The organism is Flavobacterium nackdongense (genome assembly GCF_004355225.1).
GTDB classification, from domain to species: Bacteria; Bacteroidota; Bacteroidia; order Flavobacteriales; family Flavobacteriaceae; genus Flavobacterium; species Flavobacterium nackdongense.
In genome coordinates this window covers 1,846,986-1,866,774 of the sequence record NZ_CP037933.1, presented here as the reverse complement: position 1 = coordinate 1,866,774, position 19,789 = coordinate 1,846,986, and the positions used below count along the sequence as shown (strand labels likewise).

The window sequence follows — 19,789 nt, the reverse complement described above, 5'->3', positions numbered from 1 at the left end:
AGAAATAGGTGGTGAGTTCGAGCAAATTTATAGATGTTTTAATATTGGTCAATTAAATATTTGATTAAATCAGTTGTGGTGACAATGCCTACAAGTGCACCGTTTTCTATAACCGGTAAGGCGTGAAATTCGTTTTTAGATAAGATTTCAGCGGCCTCTTTTATAGTTGTTTCAGGAAATATTGTCGTCAAATTTTTTGTCATTACTTGTTCTACCGAAAACATATTGTAAATCGTGATATCAATGGTGTTTTCCTCATCGTCTAATTCGTCTGCAAAGGATATTCTGAGTAAATCGGTATAGCTTAACATACCGATTATTAATTTGTCTTTTACGACAGGAATATGGCGAATATGATGTTTTTTGAAAAGAGATTCGGCTTTTGTTAAAGTATCCGAAACATTTAACTTAACGACATTTTTTGTCATTATGGTCGATACAGGAACTTTATGTTTCATATTTTAAAGTATTAAATTATACCTTAAAGTTAGTGAATTTAATGCCAGTATAAAATGACTTTTGTCAAGAAATTGTCGAAAAAAAATGAGTGCTATTAAGAAATAAACAGCACTCATTCTTTGTGACCTCGGAGGGGTTCGAACCCCCAACCCTCAGAGCCGAAATCTGATATTCTATCCAGTTGAACTACGAGGCCATTATGTATTAAAATTCCAAATCTAAAAAGCCAAATTCCATTTGTTCATTTTATGTAAATTGGAATTTGGAATTTTCTTTTTGGAATTTACATTCTAAGTTAATAGTTTTTTCACAATTGTCGAAATAGTTTTTCCTTCGGCAGTTCCGCCTAGCTGAGCTGAAGCTATTCCCATCACTTTTCCCATTGAAGCAATACCTGTTGCGCCAGTATCGGCGATGATTTTTGCAATAATGGCTTCTACCTCGTCCTCGCTCAATTGCGCAGGTAAGAATTTTTCGATTACGGCAATTTGTGCTAGCTCTGGTTCGGCAAGATCCATACGGTTTTGCTCTGTAAAAATTTTAGCACTGTCTTTGCGGGTTTTTACCAATTTTTGAAGTAATTTAATTTCGTCAGCCTCTGAAATTTCTTCCTTGGATCCTGTTGCTGTTTGAGCAAGAAGTAATTCGGATTTAATGGCTCGTAGCGCTTCTAAGGCTATTGTATCTTTGGCTCTCATGGCGGTTTTTATTTCCTCCATAATTTGTGTTGATAGGCTCATAAAATGTATTAATTATAATTTAGATGGCAACTAGAAGATTAAGAAAATCCTTTTTTGGTTCTATTGCAATCGGGTGTACAAATTTATAGTTTTTTAATCGAAATTACAACTCATCTGCATCTTAGTAATGGGTTAAAAAAAAATAACCCGAAAATATATTAAATTTTCGGGTTAGGTAACTTCGGTTTGAATTGGTTAGTCTACATTATCATGTAAAAAAGAATTGTTTGATCTCAATTGTAAGTCGTCATTGCTATCTGTACCAACTGAGATTCTTGAATTTGCGCCTGGTATCTGTAATTTTGTAAGATCTATATTTTGTCTTTTATAGGCAGGTACTCGTTCAAGTTCGTCAATTTTTGAGATGTTGTTGTGAAATTTATAATTGAATTCTTTTAATTTTTTCCTTCTTTCATCTGTTCTTAATTTCATCGATTCCTGAATGGTCATATCCATTGGAGAAATGGTGTCTAAAGCCGAAATAGCGTGGTCTACTTCCTCCAATTTTTTCATAGTGATGTTCAGTTCTTCGGGAATAACTTCTTCAACAACTGCGGCCACTGTGGGTTTAGAGTTTAACAAAGAATTTTCAACATCAGTATATTCTTCAAGCGTATAGCGAATAATTCCATTGTCAGTCAATTCGGTTACCGGAACAAATTGCACAGGCTCATTAACTTTTATTTCTTTAGTTTCGTTGCTGAGTTCAAAAATTGATTTTGGTTCTTCTCTCTTCGGAGTTTCAAATTTTATTGGTTCAGACTTGAAAAGTGGTAAGTCAAAGGATAGTGTGGCTTGCTCTTCTTTTTGGAAAATTTTAGGCTCAACGACTTCAATTTGTTTCACTTCATTCGAGGAAATTACAAAATCTAAATCTTTTATAGGAGAAACAATTTCGAAGGTTACATCTAGGTTTCTAATGAATTCATTCATCCCCACGAGTTCTTCGCTTTGAAGCACTACTTGCATAGGCTTTACTTCGATGATTTCTGCTTGAATTTCTGCTGGAGCGGATACTATTTGTTCTTCTTCTAATAATTCAAAAACTATTCTTTCTTCTGTTTTATCTATTGGAGCCTCCGTTTTAGCTATTGGACTTTCTAGGTTATTAGTGTAGGTAGCAACAGTTTTATTGGTTAAATCATAAACGTTTTTTTGATCGTCTCCAAGGGTATGGATTATTTTTGTTGGTTCTACATTTACGATTTCACGTTGTTGTTCGATATCAAAACCTGTAGCTATTATGGTTACCGATATAGAATCTCCAAGTGATTCGTCTTCGCCAACACCCATAATAATATTGGCGTTGTGACCTGCTTCATTTTGGATATAATCATTGATTTCGCCTATTTCATCAATAGTAATTTCATCAGAACCAGAAACGATGAGCAACAATACGTTTTTAGCTCCTGTGATTTTATTGTCATTTAAAAGAGGTGAATCTAAAGCGGAAATAATCCCTTCTTTAGCTCTATTTTCTCCAGTGGCGATAGCTGATCCCATTATGGCAGTTCCGCTATTGGCTAAAACTGTTTTGGCATCTTTCAAATCTATATTTTGTGTGTAATGGTGTGTGATCACTTCGGCAATCCCTCTAGATGCAGTAGCTAAGACTTCGTCTGCTTTTGAAAATCCGGCTTTGAAACCTAGATTACCATATACTTCTCTTAATTTGTTGTTGTTGATGACGATAAGAGAATCTACTTGTTTGCGCAGTTTATTAATTCCGATTTGCGCTTGTTCAAAACGAACTTTTCCTTCAAATTGAAAAGGCAAAGTCACGATTCCTACGGTAAGAATGTCTCTATCTTTGGCCAATTGAGCAATTACTGGCGCTGCACCTGTCCCGGTTCCTCCACCCATTCCGGCTGTGATGAAAACCATTTTGGTGTTACTATCAAGCATTTTCTCAATTTCTTCGATGCTTTCGATCGCAGATTGTTGTCCCACGTCTGGATTTGCTCCAGCTCCAAGACCTTCTGTTAGGTGCACACCTAATTGAATTTTGTTTGGAACAGGACTGTTATCTAAAGCCTGAGAGTCGGTATTGCATACAATAAAGTCTACGCCTCTAATACCTTGCTTGAACATGTGGTTTATAGCATTGCTTCCGCCTCCGCCTACACCGATCACCTTGATTACATTTGATTGGTTTTTTGGTAAATCAAACGAAATACTGCCAAATTCTGAGTTGCTCATCATCTTATGGTTTTTATTATTTTGTTAATATAATTTGTTTTTTTATTCTGCGTTGTCTAGGAATTCTTTTATTTTTCCTAAATAATTATTCAGGTCGAAAAAGTTCTTTTTGGGTGGTTGGTTGTTTGTTTTTTTGTCTTCTTTTTGCAATTGCACCTCCTGAGTTTTTTCTTCGATTGGTTCCTCTTCAATGATTTCTAATTTCGGTGGTCGAACCATTTTCGATTCGTTATATTTTTCGATTTTGATAGCACTTTGGGTATTGTTTTCAATGCTATTCATCACCAAACCAACAACCGTTGCATAAAGAGGACAGGAGATTTCTTCATCGGAATTTCCAGCCAAATGCTCGTTCGGATATCCAATTCGCGTATCCATCCCTGTGATGTATTCTACCAATTGTTTGATGTGTTTTAGTTGAGCGCCACCGCCGGTCAATACTATGCCTGCAATCAGTTTTTTTCTAGGATCGTCGTGGCCATAATCTTTGATTTCGGTAAAAACTTGTTCGATAATTTCAACTACTCGAGCGTGAATTATTTTTGACAAGTTCTTCAACGAGATTTCTTTTGGTTCTCTGCCTCTTAAACCGGGAATGGACACAATTTCATTGTCTTTGTTTTCGCCAGGCCAAGCAGATCCAAATTTAACTTTCAATAATTCAGCTTGTTTTTCGATAATGGAACATCCTTCTTTGATATCGTCGGTAATCACATTTCCTCCAAAAGGAATTACAGCCGTGTGGCGAATAATGCCATCTTTAAAAATGGCTAAGTCCGTTGTGCCGCCACCAATATCGATCAAGGCGACTCCTGCTTCTTTTTCTTCTTGGCTCAAGACTGCATTGGCCGATGCCAAAGGTTCTAATTGTAATCCTGACAATTCAATATCGGAACTTTGTACGCATCGTGCTACATTTCGGATCGAGGAGGCTTGTCCTACTACCACGTGGAAACTGCATTCCAGGCGTCCGCCGGACATACCAATTGGTTCTTTGATATCGGATTGACCGTCAATTTTATATTCTTGTGGTAAGACGTGTATTATTTCTTCGCCGGGAAGCATGGCCAATTTATTTACCTGTCCAATCAATAAATCGATGTCGCTATGACTGATGACTTCTTCGGCATTGGTTCTAATAATATAATCGCTATGCTGAATGCTACGAATGTGCTGACCTGCAATTCCTACAACTACATTATTGATTTTGTATCCTGATTTAGTTTGTGCTTCGAGTACCGCTTGCTGAATGGATTGGATAGTTTGGGTGATATTATTGACAACACCTCTAGCTACACCAAGGCTTTTGGATTTTCCAACGCCCAAAATCTCCAGTTTACCATATTCATTTTTCTTGCCAATCATGGCAACAATTTTTGTGGTGCCAATATCTAGACCTACTGCAATATTTTCTTTTTCCATTTTCTATTTTTTAGTACAAACCACTTGTTGTGTAAATCTCAGGTCGATTGTTTTGTATTTGTATAAAGAACTATCTAAAACTGCTTTCTGAAAAAAAGCTTTGTAATTATTGAATTTTGCTTGCATTCTTATAATTCCACCAAAATCTATTTGATAATTATAATTTCTGTTAAGCATTTTCAAGCTTCCGTTTGGCATAATCTGTACTCCAATGATGTTTTTTTTCAAAAACTCATCGTCGTATATTATCCGTAATAACTCGGCTAATTTTTCGCTGTTTTTTTTATTTATTTCCCCTGAAACAAGTGGAACTCTAGCCGTATAATTTGATGATAAAGGCATCGTATTTCCTTTGTAATCAATATAAAAAGAGTTTTCCCCATTATAAACTCTGGCTATCGGAGTTTTTTGTTTCACCACTGCTTTTAATACCCCATTGACACTAACAAAAACATCCGATTTTTCAATCATTTCATGCTTGTTTAGTCTTTTTTCCAATTTATTCAAATCTAATTTATCTTTACCTATACTTTTAGCATCTACATTATTTTCTATTAACAATTTATTAACCGTTTCTTGCGTAATAAATGGCGCGTTTTCTCCTACGAAAATCACCTCTAATTTGGTCAATTTTCTATGATAATTTCTATCGGAAGTAAACGAATACAGAAATAGTACCAATGAAAACATCAGTATTAATCGAATATTTGTCCAATTAAATAGTTTCATGGAGTGCTTTTTTTATACTTGTTACCATTTCACCAATATCTCCCGCACCAATAGTCACAATTACTCTGGCGTCACTTTTTAGTATTGTAGGAATTAATTCCTGTTTCGACACTAATTTTTTGGTATTATTTTCCATTTTTCCTAATAACCAATCGGAAGTAATTCCTTCCATTGGCAATTCTCTTGCAGGATAAATATCTAACAAAAGAATTTCATCGAATGCAGACAAACTTTTAGCAAAATCATCTGCAAAATCTTTGGTTCTGCTAAACAGGTGGGGTTGAAAAACAGCCAGGACTTTTTGATTGGGATATAATTCTCGAACCGCTTGATGCACCGCATTTATTTCGGTGGGATGATGCGCATAATCATCAATATAGACTAAATTTTCGGTTTTTATTTGATAGGAAAATCGGCGTTTGATTCCTTTAAATGAACGCAGGGCATTAGCAATGTCTTCGGTTGGGAGGCCAAATGTTTTTGCCATTGCCAATGCCATTAGTGCATTCATTAAATTGTGTTTTCCAGGCAAACTGAATTCTAAATTTTGTACTATTTCTGTTGGTGTTTTTACATCAAAAACATAGTGACTCTTGATAATTCTAATATTGAAAGCCTTGAAATCGGCCTCTTCATTTACCGCGCAACTAACGCCTTTTAGAGGAAGTTGATTGGTGATGAAAAGTTTATTTTTATCCTCTATTTTGTCCGCAAACTCCGTAAATGAGGCTTCGATGGCCGATTTATCGCCGTATATGTCTAAGTGATCGGCATCCATCGACGTAACGCAAGCAATGTCGGGGTGCAAGTGCAAAAACGAACGGTCAAATTCATCGGCTTCGACCACCGTTACTGTTTTTCCGCTGCCAATTAGGTTGGAATTGTAATTTTCTACAATTCCTCCTACAAAGGCCGTTACATCGACACCACTTTCGAATAAAATATGACCTAGAATACTCGAGGTGGTTGTTTTTCCGTGTGTTCCTGCTACTGCAAAACAGAAAGTGTCTTTGGTTATAATTCCCAAGACTTCAGCTCTTTTGCGTACTTCATAGTTTTTCTCCAAGAAATAATTCCATTGTGAATGTGCTTTTGGAACTGCAGGAGTAATGATGACTAGCGTATTTTCGGGTTGGTAGTCGTTTGGAATTAAATCGATTTGATCCTCGAAATGAATCGCAATTCCAAGTTGGTTAAGTTCTTTAGTAAGCTCTGTTTCGGTTTTGTCATAACCAGACACATTTTTTCCAAGGCCTTTGAAATAGCGGGCCAAAGCGCTCATCCCGATGCCTCCGATTCCGATGAAGTAGACGTTATGTATTTGGTTTAGATTCATTTTTTATTTGCCCAATAGGCGTTAAGACACAAAGTCTCTTTTTATTATTCTATCAATTTTTCAATTTCATCTACGATCTCTTTTGTAGCGTTTGGCAAAGCCAATTGTTTTATGTTTTTGCTCAAAAGTTCCTGTTTACCGATATCTTTCAGCAAGGCTTCGAATACCAGACTGAATTCCGAGTCGAGTTCACTTTCTTTGATCATCATCGCGCCTTTTTTATCGACAATCGATTGTGCATTTTTGGTTTGATGGTCTTCGGCAACATTGGGCGATGGAATAAATAGTACCGGTTTTCCAACGATGCATAATTCGGAAACCGAGGATGCTCCCGCCCTTGAAATTACAATATCGGCAGCGGCATATACCAAATCCATTCGGTCTATAAAGGCTAAAACCTGAACGTCGCCGGAATGGTATTTTTTGTAATCTTCAAAATATAATTTTCCGCATTGCCAGATAACCTGAACCTCTAGGGATTCGAATTTCCCCAATTCTTTCTCAATTAATTGGTTGACTCTTCTCGCACCTAGACTTCCGCCTAGAACCAGAAGTGTTTTTTTAGTAGCGTCCAAATTGAAATAGTGGATGGCTTCTGCTTTTTTGCTTTCGATATCTATTAAATCCTGACGCACTGGATTTCCTGTCAAAATCATTTTTTCTTTTGGAAAAAACTGCTCCAAATTTTCGTAAGCAACACAAATTTTGTTGGCTTTTTTGCTCAGTAATTTGTTGGTAATTCCCGGAAAGGAATTTTGTTCTTGAATTACTGTCGGGATTTGTAATGAATTGGCCATCTGCAATAGGGGGCCTGAAGCAAAACCGCCTGTTCCAATTACGACATCAGGCTTAAATTTTTTTAGAATTTTTCTGGATTTCCATAAACTGTCCAACAACTTGAATGGAAACATAGCGTTTTGCAAAGTCAATTTTCGTTGCAAACCAGCAATCCAAAGTCCCTCGATTTTGTATCCTGATTGCGGTACTTTTTGCATTTCCATTTTGTCTTGAGCTCCCACAAAAAGAAATTCGGCATTAGGGAAACGAGACTTTAGTTCATTTGCAATTGCCACCGCAGGATAGATATGTCCTCCGGTTCCGCCACCACTTAATATGAATTTTAATTTTTTCATTTTTCCTAAAATTTTATTTTCAACCAAACAATTTCTTATTTATTCAGTACAGCATTCATTGGATTTTTGGATTGATCTTCGATGGAATAGTTCCCAGTTTCATTGTCAATTCCTACGTCATGTCTTTGGTCGTAGTCCTCTTCTTCTTCTTCAGCTAATTGCTTATCAATTAGTTTTTTTAAAGCGGCATCTCTTTTTGCTTTTTCTTTGTTTTCTTCTGCTATTTCCTCTTCTTTTTTTGTTACATTAATGATGATTCCCAATGCGATACAAGACATCCAAATGGAACTTCCTCCGCTGCTGATTAGTGGTAAAGTTTGCCCTGTTACTGGCAATAGTTCTACTGCAACAGCCATATTGATCATCGCTTGAAAAATCATTGGAAATCCAAGTCCGACCACCAAAAGTTTTCCGAACATTGAGTTGGCTTTATGAGCGGCAATTACAAATCTAAAGAACAACAGAAGATAGAGCGCCAAGATTCCGAATCCACCAATGAGTCCCCACTCCTCTACAATTATGGCATAGATAAAATCGGATGAGGATTGAGGCAAAAAATGCTTTTGCACACTTTTTCCTGGGCCAAGTCCATATACGCCACCTGATGCAATCGCGATTTTAGCTTTCTCTATTTGGTAGTCGTCTTCGCCAGGTTTGTTTGAAGTGAAATTTTCGATTCGGCTTTGCCAAGTACTTACCCTGCTAAAAAGGTGAGAATCCGGGAATGCTTTTGAAAGTAAAATAAATAATAGTAATGCTGCGACTCCTGCTCCAATGATAAAGCTTAAATATTTTATGGGGTACTTACCAACAAATGTCAACATCAAAATCATAGAGAATATCAAGGCTGTAGTCGAGAAATTAGCCGGTAATATTAGTGCCAATGTTACAAATACAGGCAGCCAAAGATCTCTCAGCGAAGATTGGAAGCTGATTTCTTCTTCTCGTTTTTTTGACAAATATCTGGCAACAAAAATGAGCAACACTATCGTGGCCAAAGTCGAAGTTTGAAATGATATTCGAATAAAAGGAACCTGAATCCATCGGCTGGCATTGGCTCCGGCGATTACCGTTCCTTTTATTAAAGTATAACCAAGCAAAATCCAAACTACGGGCAACGCAAACAAAGAAATGCCTCTGTAGTAATGGAAAGGAACTTTGTGTACCCAGTAAATAATGATGAGACCAATAAAAATGTGAGCCAAGTGTTTTAATAAATAACTGATGGTATTTCCGGTGCCTTGACCAATGTAAGCCAAATTACTACTCGCACTAAACACAGGCATAAACGAAAACAAAGCCAATAAAGCCACGAATGACCATATTACTCTGTCTCCTTTTAAGTTGTTTACCAGTTCCTTCATTTTAAGGTACGATTTTCGATATTTGAAATACGATATTTACTATTTAGTTTTCAATTTTGTAATTAGATTGTAGCGATATGCTTCTGCAATCTATAATTATAAATTTCTAACCGCTTTTTTAAATTGATTGCCCCTGTCTTCGTAATTTTCGAACAAATCGAAACTTGCACAAGCTGGAGATAACAATACGGTATCTCCTTTTTCAGATAATCTTTGCGCCATATTTACAGCGTCTTCCATATTATTGACCTCAATCATCATATCGACCACATTGCCAAAAACATCGATGATTTTTTTGTTGTCAATTCCTAAGCAAATAATCGCTTTGACTTTTTCGCGAACCAAAGACATCAATTCGTTGTAGTCATTTCCTTTATCAACGCCTCCTACAATCCAAACTGTTGGGGTATTCATACTATCTAATGCAAAGAAAGTTGCGTTTACATTGGTCGCTTTAGAATCATTGATGTATTGCACATTTTGAATTTTTAGCACTTTTTCTAAACGATGTTCTACTCCTTGAAAATTGGACAAACTTTCTCTAATTGTAGCATTTCTAATTTTCATCAATTTCGCTACAGAAGTGGCAGCCATTGCATTTTTCATATTATGCTTTCCTTCAAGTGCCATAGTTTCGGTTTCCATTGTGAATTCTTCTTCGTTGATGATGTTTGCTTCCATTGTTTTTTCTTTTATAAATGCTCCTATTTCGAACGTTTTTGTTAGTGAAAAAGGAATTAATTGGGCTTTAGTTTTGTTGTTTTCTAACCAGTTTGAGATGGCTTCATCATCGGCATCGTAGATGAGATAATCCTCCTCAGTCTGATTCATTGTTATTCTAAATTTTGATGCGATATAATTTTCATATTTGTAATCGTATCGGTCTAAATGGTCTGGGCTAATGTTGGTGATTATAGCGATATGCGGTTTGTAATTTATGATACCGTCCAATTGAAAACTGCTTAATTCCAGTACGTAGCTGTCGTATTGATCATCGGCCACCTGCCAAGCAAAACTCTTTCCGATATTGCCACCCAATCCCACATTCAATCCGGCTGATTTTAGCAAATGATAGGTCAACATCGTTGTGGTTGTCTTGCCGTTGCTTCCTGTTATTCCTATCGTAATGGCTTTGGTAAACGGTGCTGCAAACTCTATTTCTGAAATCACAGGAACTCCTTTTTCGACCAATTTTAGTACAATAGCTGATTTTTTTTCGGGAATTCCGGGGCTTTTCATCACCACATCGGCATTCAAAATCAAATCTTCGGTATGCTTTTCGTCTTCCCAAGCTATTCCATTCTGATTCAGAACTGCTTTGTATTTTTCTTTTATTTTTCCAAAATCTGACACAAAAACATCATAGCCTTTTTCTTTACCCAGAATGGCTGTACCAACGCCACTTTCGCCACCACCAAGAATTACTAATCTTTTCATTTTCTATTATTTATATTTGGCAATTTTCAAAAATTGTCAAATTTTATTCTATTCTAACTACCCAATTCGGGAGTTAGAGGGCTTCTATCTCAATTTTAATGTGACGATGGATAAAATGGCTAACATAATGGCCACAATCCAAAAACGGGTTACAATTTTACTTTCGTGATAGCCTTTCTTTTGGTAATGATGATGCAACGGCGACATTAAAAATATTCTACGGCCTTCGCCAAATCGTTTTTTAGTGTATTTGAAATAAGCCACTTGCAAAACCACAGAGAAATTTTCGGCTAAAAATATTCCGCAGAAAAAGGGGATAAGCAACTCTTTACGCACAGCTATGGCCAAAACTGCAATGACACCACCGATGGTCAAACTTCCGGTGTCGCCCATAAATACCGTCGCGGGGTAGGAGTTGTACCATAAAAAACCAATTAAAGCACCAACAAAAGCGGAGATAAATACCGTCATTTCTCCCGAATAGGGAATGTACATAATGTTCAAGTAGTTCGAAAATATGATGTTTCCAGACACAAAAGTGAATATTCCTAAAGCCAGAACCGATACTGCCGAAGTTCCCGCTGCTAGACCATCAATTCCATCCGTGAGATTGGCTCCGTTTGAAACTGCAGTGATGATAAAAATTACCATCGGAATAAAGATTAGCCACGCCCAGTTTTCGTAACCTTCGCCTGTCCAAGCCAATAATTCCGCATAATCGAATTCGTGATTTTTCACAAATGGAATGGTGGTGGCTGTCGATTTTTCGTAAATAGGAGCTTGTTTGATAACATTTTCTGTGTTCGTTTTGAAGATGTCGCTAGAAGCTGTATCCGTTCGTATGGTTACAATTGGATTGAAATACAATACCGAACCCACGATCAGACCCAAGCCTACTTGCCCAAAAACTTTGAAGATTCCTTTTAAACCTTCTTTGTCTTTTTTGAATACTTTGATGTAGTCATCGATAAAACCAATCGTTCCCATCCATAAGGTCGTTACAATAAGTAGGACGATATAAATGTTTTGAAGCTTTGCAAATAGAAAAACAGGAATTAATGTGGCAAAAATGATGATCAATCCACCCATTGTCGGTGTTCCTTTTTTTTCATTTTGTCCTTCAAGACCTAGTTCGCGTACTGTTTCGCCAATTTGTTGTTTTCTTAAAAATGTCACCACTCGTTTTCCGTAAATTGTGGACAGCAGTAAGGAAAGCATAAAGGCTAAAGCCGATCTGAATGTGATATATTGGAATACTCCTGCTCCAGGAACGTCCATTATTTTGTCTAAATATTCAAATAAGTAGTATAACATATTTCTATTTATTGAGTTGGTTTAGTAATTCAGTTACGGTTTTCATATCGTCAAAGTCGTGTCGCACCCCTTGTATTTCCTGATAGGTTTCGTGGCCTTTTCCTGCAATTAGAATAATATCATTGGGCTGTGCCAATTGACAAGCGGTTTTTATAGCTTGCTTTCTATCGGTTATCGAAAGTGATTTCTTAAAATGCTGCGGGGCTACTCCTTGTTCCATTTCCTGGATAATTGCTTCCGGGTCTTCATTACGAGGATTGTCGGATGTTAATACCACTTTATCGCTAAGTTCAGTGGCAATGCCCGCCATTATAGGTCGTTTGGCTTTGTCTCTGTTTCCGCCACAACCCACCACAGTAATCAATTGTTCGTTTTTTGTTCTAATGTCATTGATGGTTTTCAATACATTTTCCAGCGCGTCTGGGGTATGAGCATAATCTACAATCGCTGTAATATTGGTCGAAGAAACAATGAATTGAAAACGACCCGAAACGCTTTCTAAATCAGATAGCAGTCGAAGAACCTCGAGGTTTTCCATTCCTAATTGGATTGCAGTGGCATAAATGGCTAAGAGATTATAAGCATTGAAAGTACCTATGAGTTTTACCCAAACTTCATTGCCATTTATTTTCAAGAGTAAACCTGAAAGTTGGTTTTCGAGGATTTGTGCTTTAAAATCTGCGTATGATTTTAGCGCATAAGTCAATTTTTTGGCCGAAGTATTTTGCAACATCACTTGCCCATTTTTATCATCAATATTTGATAGTGCAAAAGCGGTTTTTGGCAAATGATCAAAAAATGATTTTTTCACATCGCGATATTCGGCAAATGTTGGATGGTAGTCTAAATGATCGTGCGATAAGTTGGTAAATATTCCTCCTACAAAATGTAAGGCTTCGGTTCTTTTTTGATGAATTCCGTGGGAACTTACTTCCATAAAACAAAATTCAACTCCTGCGGCAACCATTTCATTCAAATAGTAATTGATGGTTAACGAATCGGGTGTGGTGTGGGTCGCTTTGTATTCAATTTGGTCGACAATTATTTTAACTGTGGACAATAATCCCACTTTGAAACCTGCTTTTTGAAACAATTGAAACAATAGGGATGCAATAGTAGTTTTTCCGTTTGTGCCGGTAATTCCAACAAGTTTCAGCTTTTCAGATGGATTATTGTAGAAATTAGCAGCCATAAAAGCCATTGCTGTATTGGTGTCTTTGACTTGTATGTAGGTAATTCCAGTTTGTAAATTTTCAGGCAAAGTATCGCAAACGACCGCAATTGCACCATTTGTAATTGCAGTTTCAATAAAATCGTGACCGTTCGAAATCGTGCCTCTGATGGCTACAAATACATCGTTTTTAGCAATTTTTCTGGAGTCAAAGTCTATGGTATGAATAGCGATATCTGTCGAACCTTTGACCGATTCGATAGCGACTTTGTATAGTATGTCTTTTAAAATTATCACGATAATTCTAGTATTATTGTTGCATTTTTATCTAATGGTTCTCCGGCTTGGATCGATTGTTTTTTCACCTTTCCAATGCCTATAATTTTTACTTTTAATCCAAGATTTCCAAATAAGGCTACGGCGTCCATTCCTGCCATTCCTTTTACATTGGGTATTGTTGACTTCGTCTCTTTTTGGGTTTGGGCAAAATAGGCGTCGTAATCTTTCTCTTGTTTTAAAATTTTTCTGTCGATGTTTTTGATTTCATTGGTTGAAGGAGCATCGGTGAAAATCTTTTGTGCTATTCTCTTGAATACGGGTCCTGCGACATCAGCTCCATAATAATTGTTGTTTACTGTGCTCGGTTTGTGAACTACCACAATACAAGAATACTTGGGATTGTCTGCCGGGAAATAGCCTACGAATGATGAAGCGTAATATTTTTCAGAACCACCGTTTTTGGCGTAATTTACCTGAGCGGTACCTGTTTTTCCAGCCATCGAAAAATCTTTCGAGTAGAGTGCTTTTCCTGTACCTTTTTTAACCACATTCGCCAAAACTGCTTTCACTTTTTTTATAGTTTCCTTCGAGCAAATTTTGGGGTTCATCACCACAGTATTGTATTTTTTGATGGTTTTGTCCCATTGTTTCACTTCAGAAACAATTTGTGGTTTGACCATTTTGCCATTATTCGCTACGGCATTATAAAAAGTAAGGGTTTGCAAAGGGGTAACCGAAACTCCGTAGCCAAAAGCCATCCAAGGAAGTGAAAGATTAGACCAATTTTTGTCGGTAGGTTGAGGTATAAACGGGGCGCCTTCGCCTTTGAATTCCAAGCCTAATTTTTTGTTCAATCCAATGGCATTGATGTGATTGACAAATTCCGAAGGGTTGTTTTTGTAATTATTGTATACTGCTTGAACCATTACCGTATTCGACGAAACTTCAAAACCTCGCGCTAAGGAAATTTTGCCATAACCACCCTCGTGTGAATCTCTAACCGATTTACCGGAATATTTAATAACGCCGCCATACGTATTGAAAACAGCGCTAGTATCAATTTTTTTGTCTTCTAATAGAATCATTAAATCCACTAGTTTGAAGGTGGAACCCGGTTCGTGAGATTCAGCGTAGGCGTAGTTTGTCGTTTCATAATACGCACCATTTTTATCCCTTCCTAAATTAGAAATCGCCTTTATCTTTCCCGTTTTCGTTTCCATCACCACAGTGCAACCGTGGTCTGCTTGGTACAGTTCCAATTGTTTTAGCAAGGCGTGATGTGCAATGTCTTGAATGTACACATCGATGGTCGATAGCACGTCATAACCGTCCTGTGGGTCCACCTCGTTTGCGTCGCCTATCGGTTTCCATTGCCCTTTCGCTATTTTTTGTTTTAATACTTTACCGTCTTTTCCATCAAGATATTTTCGGTATGCCCATTCAATACCTTTACCATCTGGACTTCCATCGGGATTTTTTCTTTCGTATCCAATGGTTCTTTCTGCAATTTCACCAATGGGATGTTCTCTGATGGTCTCTTGTTCTATAATGATTCCGCCTTTGTAAGCTCCTAATTTGAATAAAGGAAAACCTTTGATTTTTACAAACTCGGTATAACTCAAATCGCGAGCTATTAAATAATATCTGTTTTTATTGGCTCTCGCTTTTCGCAATTCATTCTGGTAGAAACTGCTTGGTTTGTTCAGAAGAACCGACAAAGAATCGGCTAATGGTCTGATGTTTTTTTCGAAGGCTTCCGTTTTTGGAGCCACCGCGTCAAATCGGATTTCGTAATTTGGTATGGAAGTGGCTAAAAGGCTTCCATCGGCAGAATATATATTGCCCTTATTGGCAGGAATGACAAAATTTTTAACAGTTCGATCTTTGGCTAATTTTCTGTAATAGTCGCCTTCGACCCATTGAATATTGGTCAATTTTATGGCAATAGCAATAGCCATCATAAAGATGACGAACGCTACCAGATAAATTCGGTATGAAATATTTTTATCTTCTACTGCCATAATTTCTGAAAGAAATTTTTATCTTCTACTGCTTTTTTGACTTTTATTTTGGTTGGTGGAACTGTCGATGGAAATACTTTTCTTTCTACCATTTTTTCTGATACGGTCGATTCCATTTTCAATTTCATTAGTTCGGAACGCCGATCCACAAATTCGGAGCGCAACTCTTTTACTTGATTGCTGAGCTCGGCGATCTTAAATATTTTTTGTTCAAAACGCTGGGTGTTGGCTATCATAATAATGGCCAACGCAATAAGAAAAACAATAAACCGCCAGCTTTTTATCGCATCATCATTGATGAGTAGGCGTGCTTTTAGTATGCCGTACACTCCGTTTTTCATTTTTTTTCAGCTATTCTTAATTTGGCACTTCGCGCTCTATTGTTCAACTTTATTTCTGCATTATCTGGAACAATCAGTTTTTCAATGATTTTAAAAGGAACTGAAAAATTGCCAAAAAAATCGCGTTCTGGTTCGCCTTCAAACATTCCGTTTTTGATGTATCGCTTGACCAATCGATCCTCTAAGGAGTGGTAAGAAATCACGCTGAGCCTTCCGCCGGGATTTAAAATTTCTAATGATTGTTCTAAAAATTCTTTCAAAACATCCATTTCTTGATTGACCTCAATTCGGATGGATTGATAAATTTGGGCCAAGACTTTATTTCGTACTTTTTCGGGTAAATATTTTGCTAAAATCGCTTTCAATTCTTCAGTGGTGTTGATGGGCTGGTATTCTCGTGCTTCGATGATTGTTCGCGCCAATGCAGGAGCAATTTTCAATTCGCCGTAATCCCAAAACACTCTTCGCAAATTGGCGTCATCATATTCATTGACTACTCTGAAAGCGTTCAAATCGTTTTTTTGACTCATTCGCATATCTAAATCGGCGTCAAAACGAGTTGAAAACCCTCTTTCTGCCACATCAAATTGGTGGGAGGAAACCCCTAAATCAGCCAAAATTCCATCGACACCTTTCACCCCGTAAAACCGTAAAAACCGTTTTATGAATCTAAAATTTTCATTGATGAGCGTAAATCTTTCGTCGGGCAAAGCATTGGCCAAAGCATCTTCATCTTGATCAAAAGCAAACAATTTTCCGTTGGGGCCCAAGCGATTCAAAATTTCTCGTGAATGTCCGCCGCCACCAAAAGTTACGTCAATATAAACACCGTCCGGCTTGATATTCAGGCCGTCGACAGTAGGATGTAGCAAAACAGGATTATGATATTCCATGGTCGTCGTTTGAATTACCCATTACATCTTCGGCTAAATCTGCAAAATCTACATCTTCACCACTAATTGATTTTTCGTATAAATCTTTATCCCAAATCTCAACAATATTCACTGCCGATGAGAAGACTACTTCCTTAGAAATACTGGCGAAACTCACCAAATCTTTAGGCACCAACAATCGTCCTAAAGCATCGATTTCAACAATTTTTACTCCAGCGGTAAATCGGCGAATGAAATCGTTATTTTTTTTGACGAAACGGTTAAGGGTGTTTATTTTTTGCATCATCAAATCCCATTCTTCCATCGGATACAATTCCAAACAAGGTTGAAACACAGAGCGTTTCAAAACAAATCCGTTTTGAAGCGAGGAAGCCAATTGCTTTTTCAAAGGGGCGGGCATTAGTAGCCTTCCTTTGGCATCGACTTTACATTCGTATGTTCCTACAATTGAAATCAAGTTAAAAATTCTTTAAAAGATGTAGAGCAAAAATATAAAAATATTTACCACAATTTACCACAATATACCACTTTGTTAATAAGTTTTACCACTTTTACAAAAGAATGCTTAGTTTTTAGTCAATCAGAACGTTAGCTAATTTAGAGTGGGTGATTGCGAAGGGTTAAATTCTAGATGAATTCAGTAGGAAAATGAATCTTAAAAATACTTTTCAAAGGAGGTAGAACGTATTTTTTTTTGATGCCAAATAGCTGTAGACTTTGTCGATTTTTTACTTTCGGTGGCGGTTTGGATTAAAATATATAAAATTTTGCTCCAAGATTTATTTTTAAGTTATAAAACCTATCTTTGCCTCAATTGAAAATTCGCTATAAAACGTATGGAAAAATACTTTAAGAAAGAAGGCAGGTACAGCTTTTATGAGGCTGGAGAAGGAACTCCGATTGTTGTCTTACATGGTTTAATGGGAGGTTTGAGTAATTTTGATGCTGTTGCCAGTTATTTTTCCGAAAAAGGGTATAAAGTTATAATTCCGAATTTGCCTATTTACACACAGAGTATTTTGAAAACGAATGTAAAAGCGTTTGCAAAATATGTAAAGGATTTTATTACGTACAAGGGCTTTGATAGAGTGATTTTATTGGGAAATTCATTGGGAGGACATATTGCCTTGTATCACACAAAAATGTATCCAGAAAAAGTGGCTGGACTTGTATTGACAGGGAGTTCAGGGCTTTACGAAAGTGCAATGGGAGATAGTTATCCCAAACGAGGGGATTATGAATACATCAAAAAGAAAGCAGAAGATGTTTTTTATGACCCAAAAATAGCCACCAAAGAACTCGTTGATGAAGTCTATGCTTCGGTAAACGATAGAATAAAATTGATAAAAACACTGACGATTGCTAAAAGTGCCATTCGGCATAATATGGCGAAAGATTTACCCAAAATGCACGTGCAAACATGCTTGATTTGGGGTAGAAATGACAGGGTTACGCCTCCGTCGGTTGCCGAAGAGTTTAGTGAATTATTGCCCAATGCTACTTTGTATTGGATAGAAAAATGTGGTCATGCAGCGATGATGGAACACCCAGACGAGTTCAATCGCTTGCTTGAAGATTGGTTGACGCATACTCACTTGAAGGCACACTAAAGGAATTTGCCGAATTTTTTAAACAAGTTGTCAAAATGGAAAAACAAATAGAAACTAAACTACCTCAAATTAAAAACGTGTTCACCAAATATGGTGCAGAAAGGGTGTTCTTGTTTGGCAGCGCGGCAACCAATAAATTCAATGAGAATAGTGATGTTGATTTCTTGTATAGCTTTTCTGAAGACTTGGATTATGAAACGTATGCTAATAATTATTTCAGTCTCTTGGAAGAATTACAAGCTTTATTGAAGACACAGGTTGATTTAGTGGCAGAAAAAACTTTACGAAATCCTTACCTCATTGAAAGTATCAATGAAAGCAAAATTCAATTATTATGACAACACGGGAGGAAAAGAAACTGCTTCTTGATATTGTTGAATCCATAAATTCAATAGACGAACACCCGGAAGGCAGAAGGATTCTCGAAGAATATTTGTCAAATAAAACCAAGAGAAGAGCTGTAGAAAGAGAAATTGAAATTATTGGCGAAGCCATGTCGAAACTCTTGAAAACAAACCCAAATATTTCAATTTCATATTCGCGAATAATTGTTGATTTAAGAAACAACGTAATTCATGCCTATGACGCTGTGGATGATATTTTAATTTGGAAAATAATCAATAAAGATATCCCTCTGTTACTAATTGAAGCAAAAACACTATTAGATGAAAATTAATACCGCCGAATTTATCGTAAGCAATTCTCAAGTGGATAAATGTCCAAAAGACTTTTTGCCAGAATATGCTTTTATTGGCCGTTCGAATGTTGGGAAATCTTCATTAATCAATATGTTGACCAATCATAAAAATTTGGCCAAAACATCGGGAAGACCCGGGAAAACTCAGTTAATAAATCATTTCAAAATCAATAACAATTGGTTCTTGGTCGATTTGCCAGGCTACGGTTATGCCAAAGTTTCGAAGAAGACTAAATCTGTTTTTCAGCAGTTTATCACCGATTATTTTGAAACCAGAGAGCAACTCGTTTGTGCTTTTGTACTAATTGACATTCGTCACGAAGCTCAAAATATTGACATTGAATTTATGGCCTATATGGGCGAAAGCGAGATTCCGTTTTGTATTATTTTTACCAAAGCGGACAAAATTAGCAAGACAAAAATAGATTCGCATATTGCAGCTTATAAAAAGAAAATGTTTGCCAACAATTGGGCCGAAATGCCACAATATTTTGTCACTTCAGCCACTGAATCAACTGGAAAAGAAGAAGTGTTAAGCTATATCGATGAGGTCAATCAAGAAGTTTTCAAGAATAATAGCGAGTTTTAAAATTATTTTCCAAAATCTGGCAGTTCGAAAATCCAGCTATTTTTGATTTCATGAT

At 36.8% G+C, this 19,789-nt stretch carries 19 protein-coding genes and 1 tRNA gene; 4 read left to right on the top strand and 16 right to left on the bottom strand.

Going from position 1 to position 19,789, the window contains the following annotated elements; genetic code table 11:
* Nucleotides 1-38: 38 nt before the first annotated feature.
* From E1750_RS07940 to mraZ, 16 genes are all read right to left on the bottom strand, one after another.
* Nucleotides 39-458, bottom strand: a complete 420-nt coding sequence (locus tag E1750_RS07940; protein ID WP_133276257.1) for a CBS domain-containing protein — start codon at nt 456-458, stop codon at nt 39-41.
* Nucleotides 459-581: 123 nt separating this feature from the next.
* Nucleotides 582-655 (bottom strand) — tRNA-Arg (locus tag E1750_RS07935).
* Nucleotides 656-749: 94 nt separating this feature from the next.
* On the bottom strand, nt 750-1,199 hold the full coding sequence (locus tag E1750_RS07930; RefSeq protein ID WP_133276256.1) for a GatB/YqeY domain-containing protein: 450 nt from the start codon (nt 1,197-1,199) through the stop codon (nt 750-752).
* Between the two features lie 195 nt (nt 1,200-1,394).
* The gene (gene ftsZ, locus E1750_RS07925) at nt 1,395-3,401 is read right to left on the bottom strand and encodes a cell division protein FtsZ (RefSeq protein WP_133276255.1); all 2,007 of its coding nucleotides are present in this window, start codon (nt 3,399-3,401) and stop codon (nt 1,395-1,397) included.
* 39 nt (nt 3,402-3,440) lie between these two features.
* Entirely contained in the window at nt 3,441-4,820 is a 1,380-nt protein-coding gene (gene ftsA / locus E1750_RS07920; RefSeq protein WP_133276254.1) for a cell division protein FtsA, read from the bottom strand.
* Between the two features lie 3 nt (nt 4,821-4,823).
* Nucleotides 4,824-5,549 (bottom strand): cell division protein FtsQ/DivIB, encoded by a 726-nt coding sequence (locus tag E1750_RS07915; RefSeq protein WP_133276253.1) that lies wholly within the window; start codon nt 5,547-5,549, stop codon nt 4,824-4,826.
* Nucleotides 5,536-6,885: a UDP-N-acetylmuramate--L-alanine ligase gene (murC, locus tag E1750_RS07910; protein ID WP_133276252.1), complete on the bottom strand. Its 1,350-nt coding sequence runs from the start codon at nt 6,883-6,885 to the stop codon at nt 5,536-5,538. The genes E1750_RS07915 and murC overlap by 14 nt, the downstream gene beginning before the upstream one ends.
* 44 nt (nt 6,886-6,929) lie before the next feature.
* Nucleotides 6,930-8,018 carry an undecaprenyldiphospho-muramoylpentapeptide beta-N-acetylglucosaminyltransferase gene (gene murG / locus E1750_RS07905; protein WP_133276251.1) on the bottom strand — a complete coding sequence of 363 codons (1,089 nt, stop codon included), beginning with the start codon at nt 8,016-8,018 and terminating at the stop codon, nt 6,930-6,932.
* Between the two features lie 35 nt (nt 8,019-8,053).
* Nucleotides 8,054-9,382: an FtsW/RodA/SpoVE family cell cycle protein gene (locus E1750_RS07900; RefSeq protein ID WP_133276250.1), complete on the bottom strand. Its 1,329-nt coding sequence runs from the start codon at nt 9,380-9,382 to the stop codon at nt 8,054-8,056.
* Between the two features lie 96 nt (nt 9,383-9,478).
* Nucleotides 9,479-10,819, bottom strand: a complete 1,341-nt coding sequence (gene murD, locus E1750_RS07895; protein WP_133276249.1) for a UDP-N-acetylmuramoyl-L-alanine--D-glutamate ligase — start codon at nt 10,817-10,819, stop codon at nt 9,479-9,481.
* Nucleotides 10,820-10,903: 84 nt separating this feature from the next.
* Nucleotides 10,904-12,133, bottom strand: coding sequence for a phospho-N-acetylmuramoyl-pentapeptide-transferase (gene mraY / locus E1750_RS07890; RefSeq protein WP_133276248.1), 1,230 nt, complete (start codon nt 12,131-12,133; stop codon nt 10,904-10,906).
* A 4-nt stretch (nt 12,134-12,137) separates the two neighbouring features.
* Nucleotides 12,138-13,601, bottom strand: a complete 1,464-nt coding sequence (locus tag E1750_RS07885) for a UDP-N-acetylmuramoyl-L-alanyl-D-glutamate--2,6-diaminopimelate ligase (RefSeq protein WP_165698018.1) — start codon at nt 13,599-13,601, stop codon at nt 12,138-12,140.
* Nucleotides 13,598-15,604 carry a penicillin-binding protein gene (locus E1750_RS07880; protein ID WP_133276247.1) on the bottom strand — a complete coding sequence of 669 codons (2,007 nt, stop codon included), beginning with the start codon at nt 15,602-15,604 and terminating at the stop codon, nt 13,598-13,600. Before E1750_RS07880 ends, E1750_RS07885 begins: the two co-directional genes overlap by 4 nt.
* On the bottom strand, nt 15,595-15,945 hold the full coding sequence (locus E1750_RS07875) for an FtsL-like putative cell division protein (RefSeq protein WP_133276246.1): 351 nt from the start codon (nt 15,943-15,945) through the stop codon (nt 15,595-15,597). The genes E1750_RS07880 and E1750_RS07875 overlap by 10 nt, the downstream gene beginning before the upstream one ends.
* On the bottom strand, nt 15,942-16,838 hold the full coding sequence (gene rsmH, locus E1750_RS07870; protein ID WP_133276245.1) for a 16S rRNA (cytosine(1402)-N(4))-methyltransferase RsmH: 897 nt from the start codon (nt 16,836-16,838) through the stop codon (nt 15,942-15,944). Before rsmH ends, E1750_RS07875 begins: the two co-directional genes overlap by 4 nt.
* A complete protein-coding gene (gene mraZ, locus E1750_RS07865) occupies nt 16,825-17,295 on the bottom strand; it encodes a division/cell wall cluster transcriptional repressor MraZ (RefSeq protein WP_133276244.1) in 471 nt (156 codons plus the stop codon). Before mraZ ends, rsmH begins: the two co-directional genes overlap by 14 nt.
* 379 nt (nt 17,296-17,674) lie before the next feature.
* Between mraZ and E1750_RS07860 the strand changes: the two genes are divergently transcribed.
* Genes E1750_RS07860 through yihA form a run of 4 tightly spaced genes read left to right on the top strand, consistent with a single transcriptional unit; the run spans nt 17,675 to nt 19,734 of the window.
* Entirely contained in the window at nt 17,675-18,448 is a 774-nt protein-coding gene (locus tag E1750_RS07860; protein WP_133276243.1) for an alpha/beta fold hydrolase, read from the top strand.
* Nucleotides 18,449-18,483: 35 nt separating this feature from the next.
* Entirely contained in the window at nt 18,484-18,786 is a 303-nt protein-coding gene (locus E1750_RS07855) for a nucleotidyltransferase family protein (RefSeq protein ID WP_133276242.1), read from the top strand.
* Nucleotides 18,783-19,124 (top strand): HepT-like ribonuclease domain-containing protein, encoded by a 342-nt coding sequence (locus tag E1750_RS07850; protein WP_133276241.1) that lies wholly within the window; start codon nt 18,783-18,785, stop codon nt 19,122-19,124. Before E1750_RS07855 ends, E1750_RS07850 begins: the two co-directional genes overlap by 4 nt.
* A complete protein-coding gene (yihA, locus tag E1750_RS07845) occupies nt 19,114-19,734 on the top strand; it encodes a ribosome biogenesis GTP-binding protein YihA/YsxC (RefSeq protein ID WP_133276240.1) in 621 nt (206 codons plus the stop codon). Before E1750_RS07850 ends, yihA begins: the two co-directional genes overlap by 11 nt.
* Nucleotides 19,735-19,789: the final 55 nt, after the last annotated feature.

Bases quoted from the DNA above. Each gene is read 5' to 3' on its own strand.
- yihA (WP_133276240.1), top strand. From the start codon at position 19,114: ATGAAAATTAATACCGCCGAATTTATCGTAAGCAATTCTCAAGTGGAT.
- E1750_RS07940 (WP_133276257.1), bottom strand. From the start codon at position 458: ATGAAACATAAAGTTCCTGTATCGACCATAATGACAAAAAATGTCGTT.
- E1750_RS07855 (WP_133276242.1), top strand. From the start codon at position 18,484: ATGGAAAAACAAATAGAAACTAAACTACCTCAAATTAAAAACGTGTTC.
- E1750_RS07875 (WP_133276246.1), bottom strand. From the start codon at position 15,945: ATGAAAAACGGAGTGTACGGCATACTAAAAGCACGCCTACTCATCAAT.
- murG (WP_133276251.1), bottom strand. From the start codon at position 8,018: ATGAAAAAATTAAAATTCATATTAAGTGGTGGCGGAACCGGAGGACAT.
- E1750_RS07850 (WP_133276241.1), top strand. From the start codon at position 18,783: ATGACAACACGGGAGGAAAAGAAACTGCTTCTTGATATTGTTGAATCC.
- murD (WP_133276249.1), bottom strand. From the start codon at position 10,819: ATGAAAAGATTAGTAATTCTTGGTGGTGGCGAAAGTGGCGTTGGTACA.
- ftsA (WP_133276254.1), bottom strand. From the start codon at position 4,820: ATGGAAAAAGAAAATATTGCAGTAGGTCTAGATATTGGCACCACAAAA.
- murC (WP_133276252.1), bottom strand. From the start codon at position 6,885: ATGAATCTAAACCAAATACATAACGTCTACTTCATCGGAATCGGAGGC.
- E1750_RS07900 (WP_133276250.1), bottom strand. From the start codon at position 9,382: ATGAAGGAACTGGTAAACAACTTAAAAGGAGACAGAGTAATATGGTCA.
- E1750_RS07880 (WP_133276247.1), bottom strand. From the start codon at position 15,604: ATGGCAGTAGAAGATAAAAATATTTCATACCGAATTTATCTGGTAGCG.
- E1750_RS07915 (WP_133276253.1), bottom strand. From the start codon at position 5,549: ATGAAACTATTTAATTGGACAAATATTCGATTAATACTGATGTTTTCA.
- mraY (WP_133276248.1), bottom strand. From the start codon at position 12,133: ATGTTATACTACTTATTTGAATATTTAGACAAAATAATGGACGTTCCT.
- E1750_RS07860 (WP_133276243.1), top strand. From the start codon at position 17,675: ATGGAAAAATACTTTAAGAAAGAAGGCAGGTACAGCTTTTATGAGGCT.
- rsmH (WP_133276245.1), bottom strand. From the start codon at position 16,838: ATGGAATATCATAATCCTGTTTTGCTACATCCTACTGTCGACGGCCTG.
- ftsZ (WP_133276255.1), bottom strand. From the start codon at position 3,401: ATGATGAGCAACTCAGAATTTGGCAGTATTTCGTTTGATTTACCAAAA.
- E1750_RS07930 (WP_133276256.1), bottom strand. From the start codon at position 1,199: ATGAGCCTATCAACACAAATTATGGAGGAAATAAAAACCGCCATGAGA.